Here is a 26,012-nt window from a genome sequence, read left to right as displayed (position 1 = left end):
GGTCAGATCTTTTGCGCCAGGGACACGCTGAAAATGCCCCATTCGTCGACGCGCTGAGTCACCTTGCGGAAACCGGCGGCTTGTACCAGTTGATCCATTTCTGCCTGTGAGCGCCGGCGCATGACCCACGCCTGACCTTGACGGTGGCTGGTGAGGGCACGGGCAATCAATTCCAGTTGTGGATGCCATGGCTGGCCGGTGTAAATCAGATAGCCACCAGGCTCCACGGCCTCGGCAAGTCCGGCCAGAGAGTCCCCTACCATCGCGTTGTCGGCGAACAACTCATACAAGCCGGACACCACAGCTAACGTCGGTTTAGGTTGCAATGCTGCTAGATCTGCACGATCAAAAGCATCTCCTTTCACGAATTGCGCGATGCTTTCCAGACCTTTCTCACGAATGAGTGCGCCGCCGTTGCGTACATTTATATCGCTGTAATCGCGTAGCAAGATCGATTCCGGTAACGGCGTGACGCCCTGCAACGCTTCAAGAATGTAACGGCCGTGACCCGCAGCAATGTCGAGGATGCGGACTTCACGCCCTTCTTCGCGCAGCCGGGCCATGGTCGCACGCAGCAATTCCTCGGCGTTCAGCTTGCGCTGACGGATCCCGCGCCAGCCGATGGAATTCAGGTAATGGGCGTCGATCATCCGTCCCAGTGCGCCCTTGCCGGTGGGCTTGTTGCGGTAGACGTAATCCAGAGTGCTGCCGGAATCGAAGCCCGTTTCAACGCCCAGCTTTACACCCGCCGACAGGGCGCTGCCCAACCTCATGCTGGCACGGGTCATGCGCCAGTACAGATCGCGCAATGAATTGCGCGGTAGGGGCGCGGCCAGTGATTCGGACTCGGCACAAGTGGCCCCCAGTTTGTCGGCATCCAACAAGCACGTACGCGGCACGGGGTGCTCGAAGTTCTGCAGGATAAAACGCCGGGCACGGCTCAACGCCGTATCACGATCACGCTCACCGAGGGTGTCATGAAAGAAACCGGGAAGGATGTGCAGCTCTTTTTTCAGGCTGCCCAAGCGATCATGGAATTGCTGTTGGGGTTTGCGCTGAACCACAAAGTCCGAACCCGAGATCAACACCTGAGTCGGGACCTGAATGGCCTGAGCATCGGCAACCACCCGGTCGGCCGCTTCGTACAAGCCCAATAGCACGTTCACCGAAATCGCTTTGGTGATCAGCGGATCGCTGTCGTAAGAAGCGATGCGTTCAGGGTCGTGAGTGAGAAACTTGGACTTCACATAACTGTTCACGAAAAAGTTACCCCGCACTGCGCGCATCAGCGCCAAGCCCGGACGGGCGAAGGGCACGTAAAGTTTGACCTTGAAGGCGGGAGAGGCGAGTACCAAAGCGCTGATCTTAGGCGCGTAGTCATGCACCCACGTGGCCGCAACCACCGCGCCGACGCTTTGCGCGATCACCGCGAGGTTTTCTTCCTTAATTGCGTAGGTGCTGACGATATGGTCACAGAAGGTTTGCACGTCCCGTGCGCTGGTGGCAAAACTGGGGCTGTCACCTCGTGGGCCGGGAGACTGGCCATGTCCACGGGCGTCCCAGGCGAAGAAATCAAACTCCGGTAAGTCGAGTTCATCGACCACATGGGCGATACGCCCAGAATGCTCGTGACCGCGATGAAATAAAAGAACCGCCTTGCGCGGCTTCAGGTCTGTCGATTTCGCGGCAGGCCAGTGACGGTAGAAAAGTTCAACGCCGTCATGGGTGCTGAAAGTCTGTGTTTGCTGCTCTCGCATCGTAATGTCCTTATGCAGACGCTGAAGGTTTTATGGCTTCAAGGAGGCCCTGACGCACACGATTGACCGCGGTATAAACCAGCAACGCGCTAAGCAGCCACATCACTGCGTCGACTCCGCTGGCATCAAGCCAGCCCGTGGCCACCCCGATAGCCAATACGCTGATCACAAATGCCCGATCGCTCTTGCCCATGGGCCCGTCATAACGGCGCGAGGCGCCAACCATCGGCCCAAGGACGCCGGCGTATTCGCTGAACACGGCTAATAACGTCACCAGCAACACGGCGGTCAGGCTTACGTCGGGAATCAGTGCAAAAGGCAGAATTAGCGCGCAGTCAGCGATGACGTCGCAGAGTTCATTGAGATAGGCGCCGAGCCGTGACTGCTGGCCGAATTCCCGGGCTAGCATGCCGTCGATGGCATTGAAGGCCATGCGCAGAATCATCCACACCGGCATGAGCGCAAACAGCCAAACGTGCTGGACAAACACTATGATGAGCAGGCCGATCATCAGGGAAATAACTGCAGCCAGCACGGTGACTTGGTTGGCAGTGATACCGCGGTGGTCAATATATTTAACCAGCGGCCGCAGAAGATTTTGAAACGCAGGTTTAAGGTGGTAAATGGAAAGCATCTAAGAGTTATCTCGGCAGTTGAACGCGAGCCAACTCATGGTCGACTGCATTAGCCGACACGCTATCCAATACCGAAATTATTTGATGTAGGAACTATCTGAAATGTTTAAAACATATTGCTGATAGTTCCATTCAAACGTAACGCATGCTTTAGCGTCTAACGCTGACGTTTCAACATACGCCGCATTTTCCATTCAAAGGCCAACGTCAGGCTTATTGACGCGCAAGCCAGTCCCAATGCGAGCCCCCACCAAACACCCGTGGGGCCCCAGCCCAGTGTGAACGCCAATAGCCACGCCATCGGGGCGCCTATGACCCAGTAGCAAAACAGCCCGACCAAAAACGTGGTTCTGGCATCTTTAAGCCCACGAATGGCGCCCATGGCGATGGTTTGCGCACCATCGAACAGTTCGAACCAGGCAGCCACCGCCAACAAACTCACGGCCAGCTCGAAGACTGGACGGAACGCCGGGTCGTTGTAGTCCACAAACAGCCCGATCAGTTGGGTCGGCCAGAACCAGAACACCACTGAAAAACCCAGCATGATGAACGCACCACAACCGATGCCAACGCGCCCCGCCAATCGTGCCCGCAGTAAATCGCCGCCGCCGTAATGCTGGCCGATACGCATGGTGATCGCGTAGGACAGGCCGGCTGGCACCATAAAGGCGGCAGACACAATCTGTAGGGCAATTTGATGAGCGGCCAGTTGCGTACTGCCCATTGTGCCCATGCACAGGGCGGCAAACGCAAACAGGCCGACTTCTACCGCATAGGTGCCGCCGATGGGCAGACCAAGCCGCCACAGTTCACGCAGGTACGTAAGGTTGATCCGGGATAAACCTTTGCTGATCGGATACGCGTCGTAGGCCGGGTGCCAATGAATATGCCACGCAAGACCTAATGCCATAGCGGTGGCCACAATCGCTGTGACCAGCCCGATACCCATGAGACCCAGCTTCGGAAGCCCGAACATGCCTGTGATCAGTGCGTAATTGAGCAAAAAGTTGGCCACGGTGCCGATCAGGCTAATCACCATCACCGGCGTTGCACGGCCCATGGCACTGGTGAACCCTCGCAACGCCATAAACGTCATATAGCCGGGCAGGGCCAGCGGCAGCAGTAACAGAAACTGACCTGCGGCTTCGACGTTGGTGGGCGTTTGGCCAAATAGCAGCAACAGAGGTTTGATATTCCACAGTGCCACTGCACCCACCAGGGCCAACGCCCACGCAAGCCACAATCCGGCCTGAGTCAGGCGGGTAGCGCCTTCTATGTCCCCGGCCCCTTGGCGAATAGACACCAGCGTACCGACAGCGGCAATGACACCGATGCAGAAAATGGACACGAAGGAGTAACTGGCTGCCCCAAGGCTGCCCCCGGCCAATGCTTCGGGGCTAAGGCGCGCCATCATCAACGTGTCGGTGAGCACCATCAGCATGTGAGCCAACTGCGAGGCAATCAGCGGCCCTGCCAGCCGTAGAATGGCCCGGAGTTCGATACGTGCAGGATGCTTTTTGATCATCGGTCAATATTCTTCAAGTGCGTTTAAGGGCTGGATTTTCGGTGCCCTGACTGATTTAAGCAAAGGGATAAAAAAGATTAGTGGCATGATTTAAACTCATGCATCGTGTGGGTGCCCAACGCATCCAGCCCTTGCGCTACCGGAACAGCCCTGATGATCCGTAATCTACCGCCGCTTTATGCCCTGCGCGCGTTTGAAGCCGCAGCCCGTCATAGCTCGTTTACCCGTGCGGGCGAAGAGTTGTCGATCACCCAAAGCGCGGTGAGTCGACACATCAAAACCCTTGAAGCTCACTTCGCCTGCCGTTTGTTTCAGCGTAACGGGCGCACATTGCAACTGACTGAAGCCGCACGCCTGTTGCTCCCCGGTGTTCGCGAAGGGTTCAGCGCGCTGGAACGTGCGTGCACCACCTTGCGCGCCGAAGATGACATCCTTCGCATGAAGGCGCCCTCAACGCTGACCATGCGCTGGCTATTGGCACGTCTGAGCCGCTTTCGCCATCTGCAGGCAGGCAATGAAGTGCAGCTCACTAGCGCGTGGATGGACATCGACCATGTGGATTTCAATCAAGAACCGTTCGACTGTGCCGTGCTGTTGAGCAACGGCCACTTCCCGCCTGACTGGGAAGCGACCTTGTTGTTTCCCGAGATGCTGATCCCGGTGGGTGCGCCTATCGTGCAAGATGAATTGCCCTGGAATGCCGAACGGCTGGCGGCGACCGAACTGTTGCATCCCACGCCTGACCGTCGAGACTGGCGGCGCTGGCTTGACTGCATGGGGCTGACTGCACAGGTATCCCTTAAAGGCGGCCAGGTATTCGATACCCTGGAGTTGGGCATGATTGCCGCGGCGCGGGGTTATGGGGTCTCAATGGGCGATTTGTTGATGGTCGCCGAAGACGTAGCTCAGGGCCGACTGAGCTTGCCCTTTCGCGCGGCAGTGGCCAGCGGCGAAAACTATTACCTGGTGTGGCCCAAAACTCGGCCCGGCGGCGAACGTTTGCGCCGCTTGAGCGACTTTTTGCTGCAGGAAGTGGATGCAATGGAATTACCGGAGGTGGAACGTCATTAAGCTTCACCGACTGTCCGGCCGATACTGCAACGCCTCCGCCAGATGCGTCCTCTCTATAGCGTTTGCTTGCTCCAGATCCGCCAATGTTCGCGCCACCTTCAATAAGCGGTGGGCTGCTCGCAGCGATAAGCTCATGCGCTCACATGCGGTCTCCAGCCAAGTGTTATCCACTGCACTTAACGTGCATTGGGCTCGCACTCCCGGCAGGTCAAGAAAGGCATTGGCGCAGCCCTGACGTTGCAGTTGCCGCTCACGAGCAGCCGCCACTCGCTCGGCCGCCTTGGCCGTGGTGTCGTTTGAGGTCAGCGGAGGGTTGAGCGAGGTGGTTTCGCGAGCCACGGTCAGGTGCAGGTCGATCCGGTCGAGCAAGGGCCCGGACAGTTTGTTGCGGTAACGCTGGATTTGCTCCGGCGTGCAGCGGCAGCGTCCCGTCGGTTCACCCAGATAGCCACAGGGGCAGGGGTTCATGGCGGCGACCAGTTGAAACCGCGCCGGAAAGCGCATGCGGTCGCGGGCGCGGGCAATCACGATAAAACCCGATTCCATCGGCTCTCTTAAAACTTCCAGAACCTTGCGGTCAAACTCGGGCAGTTCATCCAGAAATAAAACACCGTGGTGGGCCAAGGTGATTTCGCCCGGTTGCGGTTTAGAGCCTCCACCCACCAAGGCGGGGCCAGAGGCTGAATGGTGTGGCTGACGAAAGGGGCGCTGCGGCCAACAGCTCAACGGCACATGGCTGGCAACGGATTGAATGGCGGCCACTTCCAATGCTTCCTGCTCGCTCAACGGCGGCAGCAAGCCGGGCAGGCGGCTCGCCAGCAAGGTTTTGCCCGTGCCGGGCGGGCCGGTGAACAGCAAGTTGTGGCTGCCCGCTGCGGCGATCAATAGCGCCCGCTTGGCGGAGAGTTGGCCTTGTACGTCGCTCAAGTCTGGGTAAGGTTTGTTCACGTGTAGCAAACCGCTCGCCACATACGGTTCGATGACGGCTCGTGCCGAGAAGTGCGCCACGACCTGCAGTAAATGTTCAGCTGCAATGACCGTCAGCCCTGAAGCCAGGCTGGCTTCTTCTGCATTGGCCATTGGCACCACCAGAATACGACCCGCTGCCCGAGCTACCAGCGCGGCCGGAAGCACGCCCTGCACGGGACGAATCGCGCCCGACAACGCGAGCTCACCGAGGCACTCCACCTGTTCCAGCGCTGCCGCGGGCATTTGCCCACTGGCCGCTAAAATGCCCAGCGCTATCGCAAGATCAAAGCGCCCGCCATCTTTGGGTAAATCGGCGGGCGCCAGATTGAGAGTGATGCGCCGGGCGGGGAAATCAAAACCCGAATTCAGGATGGCGCTTCGTACCCGGTCCTTGCTTTCCTTGACCGCAGTTTCGGGCAACCCGACCAGTGTCAGCGCTGGCAAGCCGTTCGCCAGATGAACCTCAACCGTGACGGCGGGCGCTTCCACGCCGACTTGAGCGCGGCTGTAAACGATGGCCAGCGACATGACTCATTCCTTGAGCAGGCAAAAAACGCATGGTGCGCGAATCGCGGGCCAAGGGCAGGGCGTGAATGGATACGGGATGTGTTTGTACGACGGTGCGGCCACCCGCTCTGGAATCCAGCGAACGGACTAAACGCACCGCTGTTGAGCGTTATTCGCCGGGTGGCAACAGTTTGGCTTCCAGCTCCGCCACTTTGGCTTCCAGGCTTTCAAGGCGAGCGCGGGTACGGGCCAACACCACCATCTGGCTGTCGAATTCTTCACGGCTGACCAAATCCAGTTTGCTGAAGCCACTTTGAAGCAAGGCTTTGAACTGGCTTTCGATTTCGTTGCGGGGCAACGGCGTTTCGCCACTGAACAAACGTGAAGCTTGGCCACTCAGGGCGTCGAGAAAGTCTTTGGGCGCGAGCATGGGTAATGTCCTGAACACTGATGGCGGCGAGTGTAGCACGCAGGCTGTGGGCTCAAGGCTGACGGCCCGGCGCACAGCTTTCGGGCAGGCTGCTCGCAAGCCGAGCACTGTTTTGGTGCGTAAATGTCTTCCAGCTTGGGTCTAAATGCCATCAATGGATCTTAATTGACTGTAATTATTGGTTTTTTCAGACATGGCAAGGTTTCTGCTTAGTTGCCTGTGACTCATGTACTGATGCAGTTGCTGTGACGATGGCAGTGCGGCAGGTGGTTCAGAGAGTGTTTTCGTCACCAGCGATTGATACACGTTGTGTTGCTTGTAACTGGCAGCGACGCGTTACAAAGCCAGACACTGCGCTTAGACTTGAGCCGGGTTTGTTTTCCTGGGGCAAGTCCACCAATTCGGGAGAAGTTTCATGAAGCTAGTCACCGCCATTATCAAGCCGTTCAAGTTAGACGACGTACGCGAGTCGCTGTCTGAAATCGGCGTGCAGGGCATTACCGTTACTGAGGTTAAAGGCTTCGGCCGGCAGAAAGGTCACACCGAGCTGTATCGCGGCGCGGAATACGTGGTCGATTTTCTGCCAAAGGTGAAGATTGATGTCGCCATTGACGACAAAGATCTTGATCGGGTTATCGAGGCGATAACCAAGGCTGCCAACACCGGCAAAATCGGTGACGGCAAGATTTTTGTAGTCAATCTGGAACAGGCTATTCGCATCCGTACCGGCGAAACCGATACCGACGCAATCTAAGCCGCCAAACCCCAACGCCCCAGGAGAAAACACTATGACTCTGCGTAAATTCGCAGGGCTCGGAGCCCTGTTGTCTGTCGTAATGCCTGGCCTGGCCATGGCCGCAGACGAAGTGGCCGCTCCAGTCCTGAACTCCGGCGATACCGCCTGGATGCTGACTGCAACAGCCCTGGTGCTGTTTATGACCATTCCCGGCCTTGCGCTGTTTTACGGCGGCATGGTGCGCTCCAAAAATCTTCTGTCCGTAATGATGCAGTGCTTTGCCATTACCGGGCTGATCAGCATTCTGTGGGTCATTTACGGCTACAGCATTACGTTTGATACGACGGGCATGGAAGAAGGCGTCACCAACTTCAACTCGTTTATCGGCGGCTTCGGCAAGGCCTTTCTGGCTGGTTTGACGCCCGCCAGCCTGACCTCGTCCACGGCTCTGTTTCCAGAAGCGGTGTTCATCACCTTCCAGATGACCTTTGCCATCATTACCCCGGCACTGATCGTGGGTGCCTTTGCCGAACGCATGAAGTTCTCGGCCATGCTGATCTTCATGGGCGTGTGGTTCACGCTGGTCTATGCGCCGATCGCGCACATGGTCTGGAGCGGTCCTGGCGGCCTGATGTGGGACTGGGGCGTACTCGACTTCGCGGGTGGCACGGTGGTGCACATCAACGCCGGTATCGCAGGTCTGGTGGCGTGTATCGTACTGGGCAAGCGCAAAGGCTACCCAACCACCCCGATGGCGCCCCACAACCTCGGTTACACCCTGGTGGGTGCCGCGATGCTGTGGATCGGCTGGTTCGGCTTTAACGCAGGCTCTGCGGCCGCCGCTAACGGCACAGCGGGCATGGCCATGCTGGTGACTCAGATTGCAACGGCCGCAGCCGCGCTGGGCTGGATGTTTGCCGAGTGGATCACTCACGGCAAGCCAAGTGCCTTGGGCATCGCCTCAGGCGTGGTAGCCGGGCTTGTCGCCATTACTCCTGCCGCAGGCACCGTTGGCCCTATGGGTGCCATCGTGATCGGCTTGTCGGCAGGTGTGATCTGCTTCCTTTGCGCCACTGCCCTCAAGCGCAAGCTGGGTTATGACGATTCGCTGGATGCGTTCGGTGTTCACGGCATCGGCGGTATCGTAGGTGCCATTCTGACGGGCGTGTTTGCCGCTCCGGCAGTCGGTGGCTTCGGCGCGGTGACTGACATTGGTGCCCAAGTCTGGATTCAGTTCAAAGGCGTAGCCTTTACCCTTGTCTACACGGCGGTGGTGACCTTCATCATTCTCAAGGTACTGGATGCCGTTATGGGCCTTCGAGTGAATGATGAGGAAGAGGCTGTTGGTCTGGATCTGGCGCTACACAACGAAAGAGGCTACAACCTGTAAGTAGCACTTTTAAAAATACCCGGCTTGCCGGGTATTTTTTTGCCTTTAATGTGAGTTATCCCCTGCAAGAGAATGATTTTTCCCACAGTTTTGAGACGGATCCCAGCCGCTAAAATTTGTAGGATGATCACTTACTGCACAAGTCGACTATTCGCTGCTTTGTTTTTTTCTTCAGCACGCTAGAATGCGCGCCGAGGGCAGCAAAGCTGCTCCCTGTGCAGGCTATGGAGCGAGGATAATTTCCTGGCGCTTCCATGCTTTGCGAGCCGGATTGTCGCGGTATGTGCCCTTGCGGCAGGTCAGCGACAGATGGCGCGTCAGCACAGTGTTTTTTGGACAGGCAGCGTGAACATGACGGTGCCTGAAAGTCCTCATCACCCTTTGTGGTGAGGAGGCGTAAGCCGGGGGATTGACCAGGGCTACTTTTTCACCACCCGAGGTCGACATTTGTCGCATCTGGTCTATATAAATAATCTGCTTTACGAAAGTCATGAGGTAGAACATGAGCGACGACGATCTGGAAAATGATGACCTCGAAGTAGGTGACGAGGACGAGACCGAAGAGGGTCTTGAAGCCGCTGCCGATGACGTGGCTGATGACGATGGCGAAGATACGCCGGCCCCGGTGGCCAAAGGCAAATCCAAAGCCGCAGTGTCGGTTGATGACCTGCCCAGCGTAGAAGCCAAAAACAAAGAGCGTGATGCTCTGGCTCGTGCGATGGAAGAGTTCCTTTCCCGTGGTGGCAAGGTGCAGGAAGTCGAGGCGAACGTGGTGGCAGACCCACCCAAAAAGCCAGACAACAAGTACGGCAGCCGTCCTATCTAAGGACTGCTGCACGGCTTGAAAAAAACCCGCCGTCGCTGCGGGTTTTTTTGTGGGTTCAGGGCAGGGACGCAGGCACAGGGCAGGGGGTTATTAAAACTGCTTAAGCACACTCGGCAACTCACTCAAGCAACCAATCTCGGCATCCGGTGCCTTGTCGCCGTCCCAGTGCTTGCCGCCAGGGTTGAACCACACCGCCCGCAAACCTGCTTGCTGAGCACCGGCAATATCATCGCCCGGATGATCGCCCACATGCACCGCCGCGCCTGCCGTAACGGCACCTCGCAACAATGCCTCGTGAAACAGCCGTGCATCCGGCTTGGCTATGCCGATGTCTTCGGCGCACAGCACAAATTTGAAATGATGCCCCAGCCCGATGCGGCGCACATCGGCATTGCCATTGGTCACTACGCCTAACGCGTAATCCCGGGCCAGCGCCGCCAGCGTCGGTTCCGCCTGCGCGAAGACCTCAAGTGCGTGCCGTGCCTCGATAAATACTTCGAATGCTTCATCGGCCAGCCGCTGAGCGTCGCCGTAACCGGTGTCTTGAAGTGCGTGAAACAGCACGCGGCGACGCAATGCACTGATTCGGTGCTTAAGCTCGGGTTGCTCCGTTAATACGCGCAGGCGAAGTGCCTGAAAGTCGGCCACCTCAAGAGCGCCCGCTTTTGGTGCATGAGTCGTCAGCCAGTCACGCAGTACGGCTTCGGCACGCACGATCACCGGAGCGGTGTCCCACAGGGTGTCGTCGAGGTCGAAGGTAATCAGCTCAATCGTCATTCACTGTCCTTGCTGCGTTTGGCCCGTGGGTGGGCGCTGTCGTAAACCGATGCCAGATGCTGGAAATCCAGATGGGTATAGATTTGGGTGGTTTTGATGTCTGCATGACCCAGCAACTCTTGCACCGCGCGCAAATCCTGCGAAGACTCCAGCAAGTGGCTGGCAAACGAATGGCGCAGCATATGTGGATGCAGGTTCTGGCCCAGCTCGCGCTCGCCCGCCGCCTTGACCCGTAACTGAATCGCCCGCGGACCCAGGCGCTGACCGCGCTGGCTGATGAAAACGGCATCATCCTGGGGGTTGGCCAAGGCGCGCAGGGGTAACCACGCCTGTAACGCCTCACGGGCCTTTCTGCCCACGGGCAACACGCGGGTCTTGCTGCCTTTACCCAGCACCTGGATCAGGCCATCGGCCAAGTCCAGCTGCTCCAGATTGAGCCCCGTCAGCTCTGACAGGCGCAAGCCCGACGAATAAAACAGCTCCAGAATGGCCTGATCGCGCTGCGCCAGAAAGTCTTCTTCAACCGCACCCTCCAGCAACTGAAGCGCTCTATCGGTATCAAGGGTTTTAGGCAAACGACGTTCGCCCTTGGGCGGGGCGAGACCGTTAGCCGGGTCGTGATCGCACAGGCCTTCTCGGTTCAGGTAGTGATAAAGCCCGCGCACCGCAGACAAAAGACGCGCAATGCTGCGTGATGACTGACCTTGCTGGTGCAACCGCGAGACAAGCTGGCGCAGGCGTTGAATATCCAGAGCAGCCCAGCGGGTGATGGACTCTTTGTCGCAGAACACCAGAACCTTGTTCAGGTCGCGGCGGTAGGCTTGCAGTGTGTGGGGCGACACTTGGCGCTCACTGCGCAAGTGGGTGCAGTAAGCGTCCAGTTGCCGTTCCACAACTAACGCACCGAACGCAGTGCGTGGGTAAAGCGCGGCAACATGCGCCCCAGGACTTCAGCGATGTGATTGAGAAACAGCATGCCCACCGAGCTTTTGTAATGCTGCGGGTCGCGACTGGCAACCGCCAGCACACCATGCAAGCCCAGATGGTTGAGCGCTACCACAGCGGTAGAGCCGATTTCCTTGCGCTGATTTTCGCCGAACAGGAAGTCCAGCTCATGCTCGCGCAGGCTGCCACTGACGGCTTTACCTTCCGCCAGCAAACCGCCCAAGGCGCGTTGAGCGTCAGCACTGTTGACCCATCGGCCAACAGGCATTGGGTTGTCACCAAACAGCACCAGACTGACAAACGGAACCTTAAAGTCCTGTCGCAGGCTGTCTTCGACGGCAATCACCAGTTCTTCAAGGCTGGTGGCATCCATCAAGGCCAGGTTCAAACGACGGGTTTTTTCGAACAAGCGGTCGTTATCGCGTGCCACGTCCATCAGTTGCGACAAGCGATGACGCATTTCGATATTGCGGCCCCGCAACAATTCCAGCTGGCGCTCCACCAGCGAAATGGTGTCGCCACGCTGATGAGGAATACGCAGCGACAGCAGCAGCTCGTCACGCTGGTTGAAGAAGTCTGGATGGGCCTCAAGGTAGGCCACTACGGCGGCCGCTTCGGGGCTTTGCTCAGAATGTTCGAGGTCTGAAGACTGTGGCTGATCGGTCATCGTGTGCGCTCGCTCATAAACGGACTTGTCCTTCGTAAACGCGCATGGCAGGGCCGGTCATGATCACCGAATGGCCAGGGCCAGCCCATTCAATCGACAATCGGCCACCGGGCAAATCGAGGATCAAGGGTGAGTCCATCCAGCCTTGGCTGATGGCTGCCACTGCCGCTGCACAAGCGCCAGTCCCGCATGCCTGAGTTTCCCCGGCACCGCGCTCCCATACCCGCAATTGCCCGCGTTGGCGGTCAACCACGTGCAGAAAGCCGACATTGACCCGGGCAGGAAAGCGCGGGTGATGCTCAATCTTAGGCCCCAACTCATGCACCGGCGCGTTATTGATGTCATCTACCCGCAAGACGGCGTGCGGGTTACCCATTGATATGGCGGCCAACTCAACCTTCTGCCCGTCCACATCCAGTTCGTAACTTAACGCTTGAGCGTCAGCGACAAACGGGATTTCTTCCGGGAGCAAGCGGGGCGGGCCCATATCGACGCTGATTTGCCCATCGCTGCGAACGTTCAGCTCAATAATGCCGCTTTTGGTTTCAACCTTGATCTGACGCTTGGTGGTCAATCGCTTGTCGAGCACGAAGCGCGCAAAGCAGCGCGCCCCATTGCCGCATTGCTCCACTTCCGAGCCGTCGGAGTTAAAGATCCGGTAACGGAAATCCACTTCCGGGTTGCTGGGTGCTTCAACCAGCAACAGCTGATCAAAACCGACACCCGTGTGCCGATCACCCCATTGTTTGGCGTGCTTGGGCAGGATGTGCGCGTGCTGGCTGACCAGGTCGAGCACCATGAAGTCATTGCCCAGGCCATGCATTTTAGTAAAACGCAGCAACATGGGATTACTCCGGCAGCAGGCTTTCGCCAGCAAACAACTCAGCGACCGTCTCGCGACGGCGAACTTCAAACGCTTGATCGCCATCCACCAGCACTTCGGCGGCGCGGCCACGGGTGTTGTAGTTCGAACTTATCACAAAACCATAGGCGCCAGCCGAATGCACGGCCAACAAATCGCCTTCAGCCAGCGCCAACTGGCGGTCTTTGGCGAGGAAGTCACCGGTTTCACAGATCGGCCCCACGATGTCATAGGCGCGGGCTTCAGTGTCTCGCGGGCGAACTGCAGTCACGTCCATCCAGGCCTGATACAGCGCCGGGCGAATCAAGTCGTTCATGGCGGCATCGACAATGGCGAAGTCTTTGTGCTCGGTGTGCTTGAGGTACTCGACTTGCGTCAGCAACACCCCGGCGTTGGCCACGATAAACCGGCCCGGCTCAAACACCAGCGCCAGGTCACGCCCGTCGATGCGCTCACGTACTGCTTTGATGTAATCACCTGCCAGCGGCGGCTCTTCATCGCGATAACGAACGCCCAGGCCACCACCGAGGTCAATGTGACGCAGGTAAATGCCGCAATCGCTTAAGCGGTCAACCAGTGCCAAAAGGCGGTCGAGGGCGTCGATAAACGGCTCAAGCGTGGTCAGTTGCGAACCGATGTGGCAATCCACGCCGACCACTTCCAGGTTTGGCAACTGGGCGGCACGGATGTACACATCTTCGGCGTCAGCAATGGCGATACCGAATTTGTTTTCTTTAAGGCCGGTGGAAATGTACGGGTGGGTGCCCGCGTCAACGTCCGGGTTGACTCGCAGCGAAATCGGCGCGCGAACGCCCAGTTCTGCAGCGACTACTTGAAGACGCTCCAACTCGTCGGTGGACTCGACGTTGAAGCAATGCACGCCGACTTCCAGTGCGCGACGCATATCATCGCGGGTCTTGCCGACACCGGAAAAGACGATTTTGTCTGCCGAGCCACCCGCGGCCAGCACCCGTTCCAGCTCGCCCCGGGACACAATGTCAAAACCGGCGCCCAAACGCGCCAGGACATTGAGGACAGCCAGGTTGGAGTTGGCCTTGACGGCGAAACACACCAGGTGCGGCATGCCCTTCAGCGCGTCGGCGTAAGCGTTGTACTGCGCCTCGATGTGCGCGCGGGAGTAAACGTAAGTCGGCGTGCCAAAACGCTCGGCAATCGACGTCAGCGCAACACCTTCGGCGAACAACTCACCATCGCGGTAGTTAAAAGCGTCCATGGTGCTCCCTTATTATTGGTGCTTGTGTGCTTGCGATTGCGACGACTTCGCTTGCTCATCGGGAGATTTACTGTCATCGGGCAGATACAGCGGACCTTTTTGACCACAGGCAGAAACAAGGCAGGCAACCGCGACGAGCGCAGCAATAGAAGAGATCAGGCGCTTCATGGCGAAATCCTTTGAAAAGCATTAATTGCGCCCGAGTATACCGAGCACCCACCAGCTTGCCTATGCAGTAGACGGCTCCCGTAAATCCACCTGTGTGGATAATCAGTGGTGCATCGGGCCGCGTCGTCTTAGGGTTTGCAATCGGTCTGGAGCGCCCGTATCTTGCGAGTTCCGAGCATGACTAGATATTACGAGGTTCCACCATGAGTTTGACTGAAGCCCGTTTTCACGATCTGGTCGATGCAACCCAGGAAAACCTGGAAGACATCTTCGACACCTGCGATCTGGATGTTGATGTAGAGAACTCAGCCGGCATTTTGACGGTCAAGTTCGAGAATGGAAAAGCACTGATATTCAGCCGCCAGGCCCCTCTGCTACAGCTATGGCTTGCGGCTCCCAATGGTGGTTTCCACTTCGACTACGATGAAAAGCGCAGCGCATGGAAGTGCGACAAAAGTGACGAGCTGCTCAGCGAAATGGTTGAGCGCCTGACTAAGGAACATGCAGGCGCCGAGCTGGAATTTGAAGAGATTTAATTGTGACTGCTTCTGCTAAACCCGCAAAACCGCTCTACAGCAACGTCAGCCCGGCCGTGGCTTCACCTTGCATCAGCACGTGCCGGCTTGATGAGCACAAAGTTTGCCTTGGCTGCTTTCGGCATGTCGAAGACATCCGCGAGTGGCGCTCGGCAGACGACCAGCGTCGTCGGGTGATTTGTGAGCAGGCCCGTCAACGAAAGGGCTGAAACGCATTTCCTCCTCCCTTGTGTATTTATTTTGCTGTGGTAGTGTCCGGGTTCGCCTCGCACTGTCGAGGTTGGTCAAAACCCCGCCATATTCCGGCGGGGTTTTGCTTTTTCGTGCAGAAAAAAGGAGTCTGCCAGTGAGTACTTCACCCGCCATCATCCTCACCCGCCTCGATGTTCAACGTCTGGAGGCATTGATCGACAGCCTTGATGATTCATTGCCGGGCGTTATTGCGTTGCAGGACGAACTGGATCGCGCTGAAACCCTGGTGGGCCATGAAGAGGTGCCAGCAGGCGTCGTGACCATGAATTCTCGTGTGCACTGTCGCGAAGAAATCAGCGGCAAGGACTATCACCTGACCCTGGTTTATCCGAAAGATGCCAACGCCGACGAAGGCAAGATCTCCATCCTTGCGCCTGTGGGTAGCGCATTGTTGGGCTTGCAGACGGGTCAGCACATCAACTGGCCAGCGCCGGGTGGCAAGACCCTCAAGCTCAAGCTCAAGCTCCTTGAAGTTGAATACCAGCCCGAAGCGGCCGGCGACTACAGCCTTTAAGGTCGATCCTCAAGAGCGGTAACGCACGGTTTCGCAGCGTTACCCCAATGCCGTGGTCCGCACTTTTTCGCCGAGCGCAAAGTGCCTCAAAAATCGATAGCTGACGCTCAGCTCGCGGGCGACCGCCAGGCGCTCATGGCTCACCTGTTCGGCATCCCAGTGCGAACGATTGTCGAGCGCCGCACGCGTGCATTTATCCCAGCCCCACTCAACCGTCAATCGCTCCAATAATTGGCGCTGCCATTGCCTGCCCACGTGCACAGTGGGACCAGTGAGCTTGCGATTGACCTGCAGGTACAGACTGCGGCGTACCCGCTCCAGCCGTTGCAAGTCACCCACCCCTATTAGATAACGTTCGATAAGTCGGTACACCCCGACATAGGGGTCCAGTTCGTCGAGGTTCAGCGGGTTGGCGTGCACCGCTCGCTTGAAGTCCAGACTCAAGCAGTTCACGTGCGGATGCTCGCTGGCGTACACCTCAATCAGCAACAGTTTGAGCACTGATTTGTGGGGCGATTCAATCCCTTTGAACAGTTGCCATAACCCGGCCCCCAAAAATTCGTTCGAGGGTATGCGCGCCAGATGCCCAAGATCCACGACCTCATCGCTGTCCATTAAAGGCTGATCTCGTGTGGCACGGGTGAATTCAGCGTACCGAAATTCTTCGCAGGCAGGCACGTACCACCACAAGGGTGTGCGCCCCGCTAGCCAGATGGCGGTGCGATAAAACTCATCGAGCAATAAATGATGTTGAGTCGTACCGCCATTTTCGGTGCACAACTGAACCTCATGCTCGCCTTGAGCGAAGCGCTGGGTGTCGATTAAAAAGCAATGCGCTTCGAACCCCTGACTGGCCGCCCACATCTCCAGCCGCTGGCATTTACGCTTCAAGGCTTTTCGCTCGGCCTCAGTTAACTGCGGGCCATGGCACACCCACACATCCATATCGCTTTGATCGGTATGAGCCAGAGTGCCGAGGCTGCCCATCAAAAAGACACTGTGGATGGGCTGTCGGCGTTCGGGGTTTGAAGCATAAGTAAACTCACGAGCCAAGCGTTTAGCGGTGCTGATGACCGCCGCATCGGGTTCATAACCGGATACCCCGGCAGGGGTGCAGTCCGATACATAACCCGGCAGTGAAGGGTGGTTTACATGGAAGAACAGCGCCAGCAGGCGCAGGAAGCGTTGCTGGCGAGGCGCCAGACTCTCCATGGCACGGGCTATTCGGCCTTGGTTGACGGTCAAAAAACGCTCACGTATGCGCGCAAAAGACTGCCGGTCGCAGGTGCTCTTTAACGTTGGGCGCTTTTCAGGTGGGTGTGTCATCTCAAACACAAACAGGCTGCCACGTCAGGAAGAAAGGAAACGTAGGAGGAGTTTACAGTTCGCGATGCCAAAGGCTTATGGCGGATGTATTTTTGGCGTCAGAATTTTTACGGGTAGAGCAAGTGTGCCCGCGGAATCGTTAAGTTGCTGGATCCCGTGGGCATGGCAGTTGGTTAGGCAAGTTCTTTCAGAGGCACTTCAACGAACGCCTCAGTGGTGAGAATGGTCAGCAGTGTTTTCACGCTTTCAACCGCATCACGACCTAAACCTGTCAGGTAGCCGCCATCGGGCTGAGTGATCAGATCTTTTGCATACAACCGCTTTGCGGCTTCAACCAGTGCAGGATCGGCGGTTTGATGGACTTTCAGGCCCTCAAATGTGCTGTCCAGGTCAAACAGGGCAAGGACTTTCAGTTCGGCAACCAACTCAGGGGTGAACGACATAAAGACTCCAGGCTTTGCAGGAAAAGACGACAGTGGCTCTAAGGTGATCCCACTTGCGCTGACTGTCCAGCGAGATAAAGCATCCTGTCGTGCCTGCCCCGCATTAACGAGGCAATTGGAGTGTAGTCAGTGCATGCATTTATGCCGTGGAATTCTTACCTGCTGTCTAAATGTCATTTCAGTTATATAAACATTCTTAAATAGTATTTTTAAGAATAATCCCGGCTCACTACTATTGCCCCTACGCCAGCATCCCCCTCGGCATTTTATTTCAGGAGCAGCACCATGAGCGCATCTCTGCGTAGCGTTGACGGTCAGGACGAAGCCACCATTCTGCGGGAAATCCAGAGTGCGCTGCGAGATCTGCGTTTTGGCGCTGTGGAAATCACCGTGCATAACGCCCAAGTGGTTCAGATCGAACGCAAAGAAAAATTCCGTCTGCAAAACCCTGGCCAAAAAAACACCTGATCTGTCCAAAGCGCATTCACCTGAATGCGCTTAATAAAAACTAAAAAGTGCTTTGGAGCCTCACCTATGTCCCTACGCCGTTACGCTTTGGCCGCGCTGGCCAGTGCCATTTTTGCCGGCTCCGCAGTGGCCAAAGATTACGAGTTGTTGAACGTCTCCTACGACCCGACGCGTGAGTTGTATCAGGATTACAACGCTGAGTTCAGCACGTTCTGGAAGCAAAACCATCCCGGCGATACGGTGAAAATTCAGCAATCGCACGGCGGTTCAGGGAAGCAGGCCCGTGGTGTGGTTGACGGTTTGCGTGCCGACGTCGTGACCTTGGCGCTAGCCGGTGACATTGACGAAATCAGCAAGCTGAACAAAGGCTCGCTGCCGGAAAACTGGCAAACCCGCCTGCCGGACGCCAGCACCCCGTACACCTCGACCATCGTGTTTCTGGTGCGCAAGGGCAACCCTAAAGGCATCATGGACTGGGGCGACCTGACCAAAGACGGCGTATCGGTCATTACCCCCAACCCTAAAACCAGCGGCGGCGCCCGCTGGAACTTCCTTGCGGCTTACGCCTACGGCCTGAAAGCCAACGGCGGTGACGAAGCCAAGGCCAAAGAATACGTCAGCCAGCTGTTCAAACACGTGCCTGTTCTGGACACCGGCGCTCGTGGTTCAACCATCACCTTCGTCAACAACGGTCAGGGTGACGTGTTACTGGCCTGGGAAAACGAAGCGTTCCTGGCCCTGAAAGAAGATGGCGGTGCTGACAAGTTCGATATTGTCGTGCCTTCTCTGTCGATTCTGGCCGAGCCTCCGGTGGCTGTAGTCGACAAAAACGCCGACAAAAAAGGTAACGGCGAAATCGCCAAAGCCTACCTCGAACACCTGTACAGCCCGGCGGGTCAGGAAATCGCGGCGAAGAACTTTTACCGTCCCCGTGACGAAAAAGTCGCTGCCAAATACGCTCAACAATTTCCCAAGCTGGAACTTGTCACTATCGACAAAGACTTCGGTGGCTGGAAAACTGCGCAACCCAAATTCTTCAATGACGGTGGCGTATTCGATCAAATCTACACGCCGCAATAACCTCTGGGGTGGGGCCTTGCGCCTCGCTGAAAGCTAGAACATCGAGCCCGCGACTGAGTTGCGGGCTTCGTGCGTTAACCAAGGACTCTTATGTCACGTCGTATTTCCCCCGTCATACCCGGCTTCGGGCTGACGCTGGGCTACACCTTGGTGTACCTCAGCTTGATTGTGCTTATCCCGTTGGCCGCGATGTTTGTGCATGCTGCGCAACTGACCTGGGAGCAATTCTGGGCCATCGTTACCGCTCCCAGAGTGTTGTCGGCGTTGCAATTGAGCTTCGGCACCGCCTTTGTTGCCGCGCTGATCAATGGCGTCATCGGCACGGTGCTGGCGTGGGTGCTGGTGCGTTACACGTTTCCCGGCCGCAAAGTCATCGACGCCATGATCGACCTGCCGTTTGCATTGCCCACTGCCGTAGCCGGTATCGCCCTTACCGCGTTGTATGCACCTAACGGCTGGATCGGCCAGTTCGCGGCTGATCTGGGCTTCAAAATAGCCTACACCCCGATGGGCATCACGCTGGCGCTGACCTTCGTCACCTTGCCGTTTGTGGTGCGTACAGTGCAGCCAGTGTTGGCCGATATTCCGCGTGAAATCGAAGAAGCCGCTGCGTGTCTGGGCGCTAAACCTTTGCAGGTCTTCCGCTACATTCTGGTACCGGCCTTGTTGCCGGCGTGGTTAACCGGTTTTGCCTTGGCCTTTGCACGGGGTGTCGGTGAATACGGCTCGGTAATCTTCATCGCCGGCAACATGCCGTTCAAAACCGAGATCCTGCCGCTGTTGATCATGGTCAAGCTGGACCAATACGACTACACCGGCGCTACCGCCATCGGCGTGATGATGCTGGTGGTTTCCTTCATTTTGCTGCTGATCATTAACTTGATTCAGCGGCGCATCGAAAAACCGTGAAGGAGGCCTGACATGTCCAACTCAACACTGAGCGCCTCATCCGTGGCCAACGCCGCCCGCCGTGGCAGCCCGCTGTCGCGGCGCTTGCTGATCGGCTTTGGCTGGTTGTTCTTCATTGTCTTCTTGCTGCTACCGCTGCTGATTGTTGTGTCCCAGGGGCTGAAACTCGGCTTTGGCGCGTTCTTCGACGCGATCCTTGAGCCGGATGCCTTGTCGGCCCTGAAGCTGACCATCATCGCCGTGGTGATTTCCGTGCCGCTGAACGTGGTGTTCGGCGTCAGCGCTGCCTGGTGCGTGAGCAAGTACAGCTTTCGCGGCAAAAGCATTCTGGTCACCCTGATCGACCTGCCGTTTTCGGTCTCGCCGGTCATCGCCGGTCTGGTCTACGTGCTGATGTTTGGCGCGCAAGGCTTTCTCGGTCCGTGGTTGCAAGACCACGACATCCAGATCGTGTTCGCCTTGCCGGGCATCGTGCTGGCCACCATCTTCGTCACCGTGCCCTTTGTGGCGCGTGAGCTGATCCCGCTGATGCAAGAGCAGGGCACTCAGGAAGAAGAGGCGGCACGCCTGCTGGGCGCGAATGGCTGGCAGATGTTCTGGCACGTCACGGTGCCCAATATCAAATGGGGCCTGATCTACGGCGTGGTGCTCTGTACTGCGCGGGCGATGGGTGAATTCGGTGCGGTGTCAGTGGTTTCCGGGCACATTCGCGGGGTGACCAACACCCTGCCGCTGCACGTCGAGATCCTCTACAACGAATACAACCACGTTGCCGCCTTTGCTGTGGCCACCCTGTTGCTGATCCTGGCGCTCTTCATCCTGCTGCTCAAGCAGTGGAGCGAATCCCGTATTAACCGCCTGCGCGCCAGCGCCGCGGAGGAATAAACCATGTCGATCGAAGTCCGTAACGTCAGCAAGAACTTCAACGCCTTCAAGGCCCTGAACAGCATCAATCTGGATATTCACAGTGGTGAACTGGTGGCGCTGCTGGGCCCTTCGGGCTGCGGCAAGACCACCTTGTTGCGCATCATCGCCGGCCTCGAAACCCCCGACGAAGGCAACATCGTGTTCCACGGTGAAGACGTCTCGGGTCACGACGTGCGTGATCGTAATGTCGGTTTTGTATTCCAGCATTACGCCTTGTTCCGTCATATGACGGTGTTCGACAACGTGGCGTTCGGCTTGCGCATGAAGCCGAAAAAAGAACGCCCGAGCGAAACCCGCATTGCCGAAAAAGTCCATGAACTGCTGAACATGGTGCAACTGGACTGGTTGTCGGATCGTTACCCTGAGCAGCTCTCAGGCGGTCAGCGTCAACGTATTGCGCTGGCCCGAGCATTGGCCGTCGAGCCCAAGGTTTTGCTGCTGGACGAACCGTTTGGCGCATTGGACGCCAAGGTGCGTAAAGAGCTGCGTCGCTGGTTGGCGCGCTTGCACGAAGACATCAACCTGACCTCGGTCTTCGTGACCCACGATCAGGAAGAGGCGATGGAAGTCGCGGACCGTATCGTGGTCATGAACAAAGGCGTGATCGAACAGATTGGTTCACCGGGCGAGGTGTACGAACACCCGGCCAGCGATTTTGTGTATCACTTTTTGGGCGACTCCAACCGCCTGCATCTGGGCGAGGATCAGCATGTGCTGTTCCGTCCGCATGAAGTGTCGTTGTCGCGTCACGAGCTCGAAGACCATCATGCTGCAGAGGTGCGTGACATTCGCCCATTGGGTGCGACCACCCGGGTGACCTTGAAGGTTGAAGGGCAAAGCGAGTTGATCGAAGTGGAAGTGGTCAAAGACCATGACAGCCTGACCGATCTGGCGCGGGGCGAAACGTTGTTCTTCAAGCCCAAGGTGTGGCAGAAGGCTTAAAAGCCAGAGCACCCTCACCCCAACCCTCTCCCGGAGGGAGAGGGGGCTAAAGGCAGAAGCAGATTTAGATGGCCCCACGAATCAGTCCCCTTTCCCAGAGGGAGAGGGGGCTAAAGGCAGAGGCAGATTTATGTAGCCCCACGAATTAGTCCCCTCTCCCTCCGGGAGAGGGTTAGGGTGAGGGGCTTTTGATCTTCAGGGCTTTTTCAGTTTCGGATTAGGAAAAAACTGCACCGCCTGCACCTTCGGGTCCGGCGTCTTTTTCAATGCCGACACATTCACCCGCGTGCCCAATTCCTTGGGCACCGACAAACCCTGCTCATTCAACGTATCCGAATAACCACAGGCCACACACTCACGGTGCGGCACGTCGTCTTCGTTCCACATCATCAACTTGTCAGGCTCGCTGCACGCCGGGCAAACAGCCCCGGCGATAAAGCGTTTTTTGGTCACGTTCACAGGGGCCTCACTCATACCGCGGCGTCCTCAGTCAGGCCGCTGTGGCGCAACAGGGCGTCAATCGACGGCTCACGGCCGCGGAAGTCCTTGAACAGTTCCATCGGTGCTTTCGAGCCACCACGGGCCAGAATGGCCTGGCGGAACGCTTTGCCTGTGTGTGGGTTGAACACGCCTTCTTCCTCAAAGCGCGAAAACGCATCCGCCGACAGCACTTCAGCCCACTTGTAGCTGTAGTAACCCGCCGCGTAGCCGCCCGCGAAAATGTGCGCAAAGCTGTTCGGGAAGCGGTTGTAGGCCGGTGGACGCATCACCGACACTTCGTCACGAATACCATCAAGCACCTGAGCCACGCTGCGACCGTCGCCGTGGGTGGCGTGCAGTTCAAAGTCGAACAGCGAAAATTCAAGCTGGCGAACCATCATCAGCCCGGACTGGAAGTTTTTCGCGGCCAGCATCTTGTCGAGCAAGTCTTTAGGCAGTGCTTCGCCGGTTTCGTAATGGCTGGAAATCAGCGCCAAGCCTTCAGGCTCCCAGCACCAGTTTTCCATGAACTGACTTGGCAACTCGACCGCATCCCACGCCACGCCGTTGATACCCGACACGCCCGCGTGTTCGATTTCGGTCAGCATATGGTGCAGGCCATGACCAAATTCGTGGAACAAGGTGGTCACTTCATCGTGGGTCAGCAGCGCAGGCTTGCCTGAAACCGCTGGGGTGAAGTTGCACACCAGATTGGCCACCGGGCTTTGCAGCGTACCCGCCATAGTGCGACGGCGGTCGCGGGCGCCATCCATCCACGCGCCACCACGTTTGTTGGCGCGGGCATACAGGTCAAAGAAGAAGCGTCCGATGTGCTGGCCGTTTTCCTTGATTTCGAAAAGGCGGACGTCCGGGTGCCAGGTGTCAAAGCCTTTGAGTTCAACAATGTCGATGCCGTACAGCGTATGCACGATGTCGAACAGGCCACTCAGTACCTTGTCGATCGGGAAGTAGGCGCGCAGGGTTTCTTGCGACACGCTGTAACGCTGTTCGCGCAATTTCTCGCCATAGAAGCCCACGTCCCAGCTTTTCAGCTCCGGGCAACCCTGTTCGGTGGCGTACGCCTGCAATTGCTCAAGGTCGCGAGCGGCGAAGGGTTTGCTCTGCTTGGCCAAATCGCGCAGGAAGGTCAGCACCTGTTCCGGCGTCTCAGCCATTTTGGTGGCCAGACTCAACTCGGCAAAACTGCCGAAACCCAGCAGTTTTGCCAGTTCCTGACGCAGGTCGAGGATTTCTTCCATGACCGGGCCATTGTCGAACTTACCGGCATTCGGGCCTTGGTCCGACGCACGGGTGCAGTACGCGGCGTAGACTTCTTCGCGCAGGGCGCGGTCTTCGGCGTAGGTCATGACCGGGTAGTAGCTTGGGAATTCGAGGGTGATCAGCCAGCCATCCAGACCTTTGGCTTGAGCCGCCGCAGCCATTTGTGCCTTGGCTGAATCGGTCAGACCCGCCAGCGCGGCCTCGTCGGTGATGTGCTTGGTCCAGGCTTGGGTGGCGTCCAGCAACTGGTTGGAAAACTTGCTGCCCAGTTCAGACAATTTGCTCTGCACTTCGGCGTAACGCTTCTGCTCGGCTTCAGTCAGGTCAATGCCCGACAGCCGGAAGTCACGCAGCGAATGCTCAAGGATGGTCAGTTGGGCCTGATCGAAATCAGCCACCTGCGGGCTGTGGGCCAGCGCTTCAAAAGCCTGGAACAACGCACGGTTTTGGCCCATCTCGGTGGAGTAAGCGCTCAATGCCGGCAGGCAGGCCTCATAGGCTTCACGCAATTCAGCGCTGTTGCACACCGCATTAAGGTGACTAACCGGGCTCCAGGCTGCGCCCAGACGGTCGTTCAGCTCGTCCATCGCCAGCACCAGACCTGCCCACGTAGGGTTTTGGCCTTGGTCGGCAAGGATGTTTTGAATGCCGGCGCGGTTGTCGGCGAGGATCTGCTCGATGGCCGGCTGTACGTGCTCAGGACGGATCGCCGAGAACGGCGGCAGGTCGTAGGGCTGCAAAAGAGGGTTGTTCTCGCTCACGTTGGCACCTTGGCTGGAAGAAACATTGGGCCATCTTAATTACAATCGCCGTTGCACGCAGCATTGCAACGTCCTATTACGGCTAAAGAAGGAAGCTATTTGTGTCCATTCGTCCATTTCAGCAGCACACACCGGCCTTGGGTGAGCGTGTCTTCGTTGACCGCTCGGCCGTGGTGATAGGCGACGTCGAGATCGGCAGCGACAGTTCGGTCTGGCCGCTGACCGTTATTCGTGGCGACATGCACCGTATCCGCATCGGCGCGCGCACCAGTGTGCAAGACGCCTGCGTGCTGCACATCACCCATGCCGGGCCCTTCAATCCCGAGGGTTTCCCGTTGTTGATCGGCGACGACGTGACCATCGCCCACAAAGTGATGCTGCACGGCTGCACCGTGGGTAGCCGTATTTTGATCGGCATGGGCAGCATTGTGATGGACGGTGCGGTGATTGAAGACGATGTGAGCGTGGGCGCGGGCAGCCTGGTGCCACCGGGCAAGCGTCTGGCCAGCGGGTTTCTATATGTGGGCAGCCCGGTCAAACAGGTGCGCGAATTGAGCGACAAAGAAAAAGCCTTCTTCACCTACAGCGCGGGCAACTACGTGAAACTCAAAGACCAGCACCTGGCCGAAGGCTACGATCAGCCGGTTTAAGCCCTTTTTTTGGAGCCTTGCATGCACTATCAAAACGTATTGTTCGACCTCGATGGCACCCTTACCGATCCGCGTGAGGGGATTACCCGTTCGATCCAGTTTGCCCTGAGCAAAATGGGTATCGAAGAGCCTGATCTGACACAGTTGGAACACTTTATTGGCCCGCCGCTGCTGCAAGCCTTTATGGAGTTCTATGCCTTCACTGAAGCGCAGGCGTGGGAAGCCGTGGGGTATTACCGCGAGCGTTTTGCGGTGACGGGGCTGTATGAGAATCAGGTGTTTGAAGGCATTGCGCCGTTGCTTGAAGCGCTGAATGAGCAGGGCCGCAACCTGTTTATTGCCACCTCAAAGCCGCAGATTTACGCGCGTGAAATTGCCCGTCATTTTGACTTCGGCAAGCATTTCAAGGTTATTTACGGCAGTGAGCTGGACGGCACCCGCACCAACAAGGTTGAGCTGATCAAGCACTTGATGACCCAGGAAGGCCTCGACCCGGCACACACCTTGATGATTGGCGACCGCAAGCACGACCTGATCGGTGCGCGGGACAACGGAATGGACGCGGCCGCCGTGGGCTACGGTTTTGGTAGCTTTGAGGAATTGAACTCGTTTGCGCCCACGTATCATTTCGAGACGCTGGCGGACATGCATCGGGCTTTTGTGGCAACCGCTTGAGCCTGACGTTACATCTCTCGCATGACCAGAACCCCCAGCACATCGCAGCCTTCTTGCAACAACAGTGAGGAGGCCTCGCACACAGCGCTCAAATCATGGGGATCGCTGCTGTAAGCGTTCATGTGGGAGAGGCAGCGCAGCAGATTCTTGGCCGCCTGAATGCGCTGTTCAGCGCACGCCAAGAGGGCGTGAAGCGGGGCACGGGTATCGATCAATAAAACGTTTGAATCGGCGGGGTTGTCGGTTTGTGGAAGAAAGTGCGACATGGT

The 26,012-nt window shown here is 57.5% G+C and carries 29 protein-coding genes and 1 pseudogene; 14 read left to right on the top strand and 16 right to left on the bottom strand.

The genetic code is table 11. The annotated features are described in order from the left end of the window. Positions 1–2: 2 nt before the first annotated feature. The 3 genes from GHN86_RS10510 to GHN86_RS10500 form a co-directional block, all read right to left on the bottom strand. The gene (locus tag GHN86_RS10510; RefSeq protein ID WP_153386524.1) at positions 3–1,757 is read right to left on the bottom strand and encodes a bifunctional alpha/beta hydrolase/class I SAM-dependent methyltransferase; all 1,755 of its coding nucleotides are present in this window, start codon (positions 1,755–1,757) and stop codon (positions 3–5) included. 10 nt (positions 1,758–1,767) lie between these two features. Continuing rightward, a complete protein-coding gene (locus GHN86_RS10505) occupies positions 1,768–2,391 on the bottom strand; it encodes a CDP-alcohol phosphatidyltransferase family protein (RefSeq protein WP_153377447.1) in 624 nt (207 codons plus the stop codon). Positions 2,392–2,549: 158 nt separating this feature from the next. Then, on the bottom strand, positions 2,550–3,917 hold the full coding sequence (locus GHN86_RS10500) for a NorM family multidrug efflux MATE transporter (protein WP_153377446.1): 1,368 nt from the start codon (positions 3,915–3,917) through the stop codon (positions 2,550–2,552). A 153-nt stretch (positions 3,918–4,070) separates the two neighbouring features. Between GHN86_RS10500 and GHN86_RS10495 the strand changes: the two genes are divergently transcribed. Then, positions 4,071–4,988, top strand: coding sequence for a LysR substrate-binding domain-containing protein (locus tag GHN86_RS10495; RefSeq protein ID WP_153377445.1), 918 nt, complete (start codon positions 4,071–4,073; stop codon positions 4,986–4,988). A 3-nt stretch (positions 4,989–4,991) separates the two neighbouring features. On the opposite strand, the gene GHN86_RS10490 is transcribed toward GHN86_RS10495, so the two are convergent. Together GHN86_RS10490 and GHN86_RS10485 are read right to left on the bottom strand one after the other, a co-directional pair. Then, positions 4,992–6,485, bottom strand: coding sequence for a YifB family Mg chelatase-like AAA ATPase (locus GHN86_RS10490; protein WP_153377444.1), 1,494 nt, complete (start codon positions 6,483–6,485; stop codon positions 4,992–4,994). A gap of 148 nt (positions 6,486–6,633) precedes the next feature. Then, a complete protein-coding gene (locus GHN86_RS10485) occupies positions 6,634–6,894 on the bottom strand; it encodes an accessory factor UbiK family protein (protein ID WP_153377443.1) in 261 nt (86 codons plus the stop codon). A gap of 415 nt (positions 6,895–7,309) precedes the next feature. Here GHN86_RS10485 and glnK point away from each other — a divergent pair, with 415 nt between their 5' ends. From glnK to sutA, 3 genes are all read left to right on the top strand, one after another. Further along, a complete protein-coding gene (gene glnK / locus GHN86_RS10480) occupies positions 7,310–7,648 on the top strand; it encodes a P-II family nitrogen regulator (protein ID WP_002555808.1) in 339 nt (112 codons plus the stop codon). Positions 7,649–7,682: 34 nt separating this feature from the next. Further along, positions 7,683–9,020, top strand: a complete 1,338-nt coding sequence (locus GHN86_RS10475) for an ammonium transporter (protein ID WP_153386522.1) — start codon at positions 7,683–7,685, stop codon at positions 9,018–9,020. 502 nt (positions 9,021–9,522) lie between these two features. Next, complete coding sequence (sutA, locus tag GHN86_RS10470) at positions 9,523–9,846, top strand: transcriptional regulator SutA (protein WP_153377441.1); 324 nt, start codon at positions 9,523–9,525, stop codon at positions 9,844–9,846. A gap of 90 nt (positions 9,847–9,936) precedes the next feature. Here sutA and GHN86_RS10465 read toward each other — a convergent pair whose 3' ends face one another. From GHN86_RS10465 to lptM, 6 genes are read right to left on the bottom strand one after another with little or no spacing between them, the layout of a single operon-like run. Next, the gene (locus tag GHN86_RS10465) at positions 9,937–10,623 is read right to left on the bottom strand and encodes an HAD family hydrolase (protein ID WP_153377440.1); all 687 of its coding nucleotides are present in this window, start codon (positions 10,621–10,623) and stop codon (positions 9,937–9,939) included. After that, on the bottom strand, positions 10,620–11,516 hold the full coding sequence (gene xerC, locus GHN86_RS10460) for a tyrosine recombinase XerC (protein WP_323369150.1): 897 nt from the start codon (positions 11,514–11,516) through the stop codon (positions 10,620–10,622). The genes GHN86_RS10465 and xerC overlap by 4 nt, the downstream gene beginning before the upstream one ends. A 2-nt stretch (positions 11,517–11,518) precedes the next feature. Next, entirely contained in the window at positions 11,519–12,235 is a 717-nt protein-coding gene (locus tag GHN86_RS10455; RefSeq protein ID WP_153386521.1) for a DUF484 family protein, read from the bottom strand. A 13-nt stretch (positions 12,236–12,248) separates the two neighbouring features. After that, complete coding sequence (gene dapF / locus GHN86_RS10450) at positions 12,249–13,079, bottom strand: diaminopimelate epimerase (RefSeq protein WP_153377438.1); 831 nt, start codon at positions 13,077–13,079, stop codon at positions 12,249–12,251. Positions 13,080–13,083: 4 nt separating this feature from the next. Next, positions 13,084–14,331, bottom strand: coding sequence for a diaminopimelate decarboxylase (gene lysA, locus GHN86_RS10445; protein ID WP_153386518.1), 1,248 nt, complete (start codon positions 14,329–14,331; stop codon positions 13,084–13,086). A gap of 12 nt (positions 14,332–14,343) precedes the next feature. After that, complete coding sequence (lptM, locus tag GHN86_RS10440) at positions 14,344–14,499, bottom strand: LPS translocon maturation chaperone LptM (RefSeq protein WP_122786287.1); 156 nt, start codon at positions 14,497–14,499, stop codon at positions 14,344–14,346. Positions 14,500–14,702: 203 nt separating this feature from the next. On the opposite strand from lptM, the gene cyaY reads away from it, so the two are divergent. From cyaY to rnk, 3 genes are all read left to right on the top strand, one after another. After that, positions 14,703–15,035 (top strand): iron donor protein CyaY, encoded by a 333-nt coding sequence (cyaY, locus tag GHN86_RS10435; RefSeq protein ID WP_153377436.1) that lies wholly within the window; start codon positions 14,703–14,705, stop codon positions 15,033–15,035. 2 nt (positions 15,036–15,037) lie between these two features. Next, the gene (locus tag GHN86_RS10430) at positions 15,038–15,244 is read left to right on the top strand and encodes a DUF1289 domain-containing protein (protein ID WP_397462645.1); all 207 of its coding nucleotides are present in this window, start codon (positions 15,038–15,040) and stop codon (positions 15,242–15,244) included. Between the two features lie 137 nt (positions 15,245–15,381). Beyond that, positions 15,382–15,801 carry a nucleoside diphosphate kinase regulator gene (gene rnk / locus GHN86_RS10425; RefSeq protein ID WP_323369966.1) on the top strand — a complete coding sequence of 140 codons (420 nt, stop codon included), beginning with the start codon at positions 15,382–15,384 and terminating at the stop codon, positions 15,799–15,801. Positions 15,802–15,864: 63 nt separating this feature from the next. Here the strand turns inward: rnk and GHN86_RS10420 are convergent. Both GHN86_RS10420 and GHN86_RS10415 read right to left on the bottom strand, forming a co-directional pair. After that, positions 15,865–17,127: pseudogene (locus GHN86_RS10420) on the bottom strand (class I adenylate cyclase); the annotation flags it as partial. A 173-nt stretch (positions 17,128–17,300) separates the two neighbouring features. Continuing rightward, on the bottom strand, positions 17,301–17,570 hold the full coding sequence (locus GHN86_RS10415) for a TIGR02647 family protein (protein ID WP_153377434.1): 270 nt from the start codon (positions 17,568–17,570) through the stop codon (positions 17,301–17,303). 285 nt (positions 17,571–17,855) lie between these two features. Here GHN86_RS10415 and oscA point away from each other — a divergent pair, with 285 nt between their 5' ends. The 5 genes from oscA (at position 17,856) to GHN86_RS10390 (ending at position 21,896) form a co-directional block, all read left to right on the top strand. Beyond that, positions 17,856–18,038 carry a sulfur starvation response protein OscA gene (gene oscA, locus GHN86_RS10410; protein WP_048381447.1) on the top strand — a complete coding sequence of 61 codons (183 nt, stop codon included), beginning with the start codon at positions 17,856–17,858 and terminating at the stop codon, positions 18,036–18,038. 66 nt (positions 18,039–18,104) lie between these two features. Continuing rightward, on the top strand, positions 18,105–19,118 hold the full coding sequence (locus tag GHN86_RS10405) for a sulfate ABC transporter substrate-binding protein (protein WP_153377433.1): 1,014 nt from the start codon (positions 18,105–18,107) through the stop codon (positions 19,116–19,118). A 90-nt stretch (positions 19,119–19,208) separates the two neighbouring features. Beyond that, positions 19,209–20,027 (top strand): sulfate ABC transporter permease subunit CysT, encoded by an 819-nt coding sequence (gene cysT / locus GHN86_RS10400; RefSeq protein WP_153377432.1) that lies wholly within the window; start codon positions 19,209–19,211, stop codon positions 20,025–20,027. Positions 20,028–20,039: 12 nt separating this feature from the next. Next, the gene (gene cysW / locus GHN86_RS10395; protein WP_153377431.1) at positions 20,040–20,912 is read left to right on the top strand and encodes a sulfate ABC transporter permease subunit CysW; all 873 of its coding nucleotides are present in this window, start codon (positions 20,040–20,042) and stop codon (positions 20,910–20,912) included. Between the two features lie 3 nt (positions 20,913–20,915). After that, positions 20,916–21,896 (top strand): sulfate/molybdate ABC transporter ATP-binding protein, encoded by a 981-nt coding sequence (locus tag GHN86_RS10390; RefSeq protein ID WP_153377430.1) that lies wholly within the window; start codon positions 20,916–20,918, stop codon positions 21,894–21,896. A 195-nt stretch (positions 21,897–22,091) separates the two neighbouring features. On the opposite strand, the gene GHN86_RS10385 is transcribed toward GHN86_RS10390, so the two are convergent. Together GHN86_RS10385 and prlC are read right to left on the bottom strand one after the other, a co-directional pair. Beyond that, positions 22,092–22,370 (bottom strand): YheV family putative zinc ribbon protein, encoded by a 279-nt coding sequence (locus GHN86_RS10385; RefSeq protein WP_122786297.1) that lies wholly within the window; start codon positions 22,368–22,370, stop codon positions 22,092–22,094. After that, positions 22,367–24,418 (bottom strand): oligopeptidase A, encoded by a 2,052-nt coding sequence (prlC, locus tag GHN86_RS10380; protein WP_323369148.1) that lies wholly within the window; start codon positions 24,416–24,418, stop codon positions 22,367–22,369. The genes GHN86_RS10385 and prlC overlap by 4 nt, the downstream gene beginning before the upstream one ends. 101 nt (positions 24,419–24,519) lie before the next feature. Here prlC and GHN86_RS10375 point away from each other — a divergent pair, with 101 nt between their 5' ends. After that, on the top strand, positions 24,520–25,068 hold the full coding sequence (locus tag GHN86_RS10375; RefSeq protein ID WP_323369147.1) for a gamma carbonic anhydrase family protein: 549 nt from the start codon (positions 24,520–24,522) through the stop codon (positions 25,066–25,068). 21 nt (positions 25,069–25,089) lie between these two features. After that, positions 25,090–25,743, top strand: coding sequence for an HAD family hydrolase (locus tag GHN86_RS10370; protein ID WP_153377429.1), 654 nt, complete (start codon positions 25,090–25,092; stop codon positions 25,741–25,743). Positions 25,744–25,751: 8 nt separating this feature from the next. Here the strand turns inward: GHN86_RS10370 and GHN86_RS10365 are convergent, their stop codons facing one another. Next, a complete protein-coding gene (locus GHN86_RS10365) occupies positions 25,752–26,009 on the bottom strand; it encodes a hypothetical protein (RefSeq protein ID WP_153377428.1) in 258 nt (85 codons plus the stop codon). Positions 26,010–26,012 lie beyond the last annotated feature (3 nt).

It is taken from the genome of Pseudomonas helleri, from assembly GCF_009600315.1.
GTDB classification, from domain to species: Bacteria; Pseudomonadota; Gammaproteobacteria; order Pseudomonadales; family Pseudomonadaceae; genus Aquipseudomonas; species Aquipseudomonas helleri_A.
This window is presented reverse-complemented; position numbering and strand designations above follow the sequence as displayed.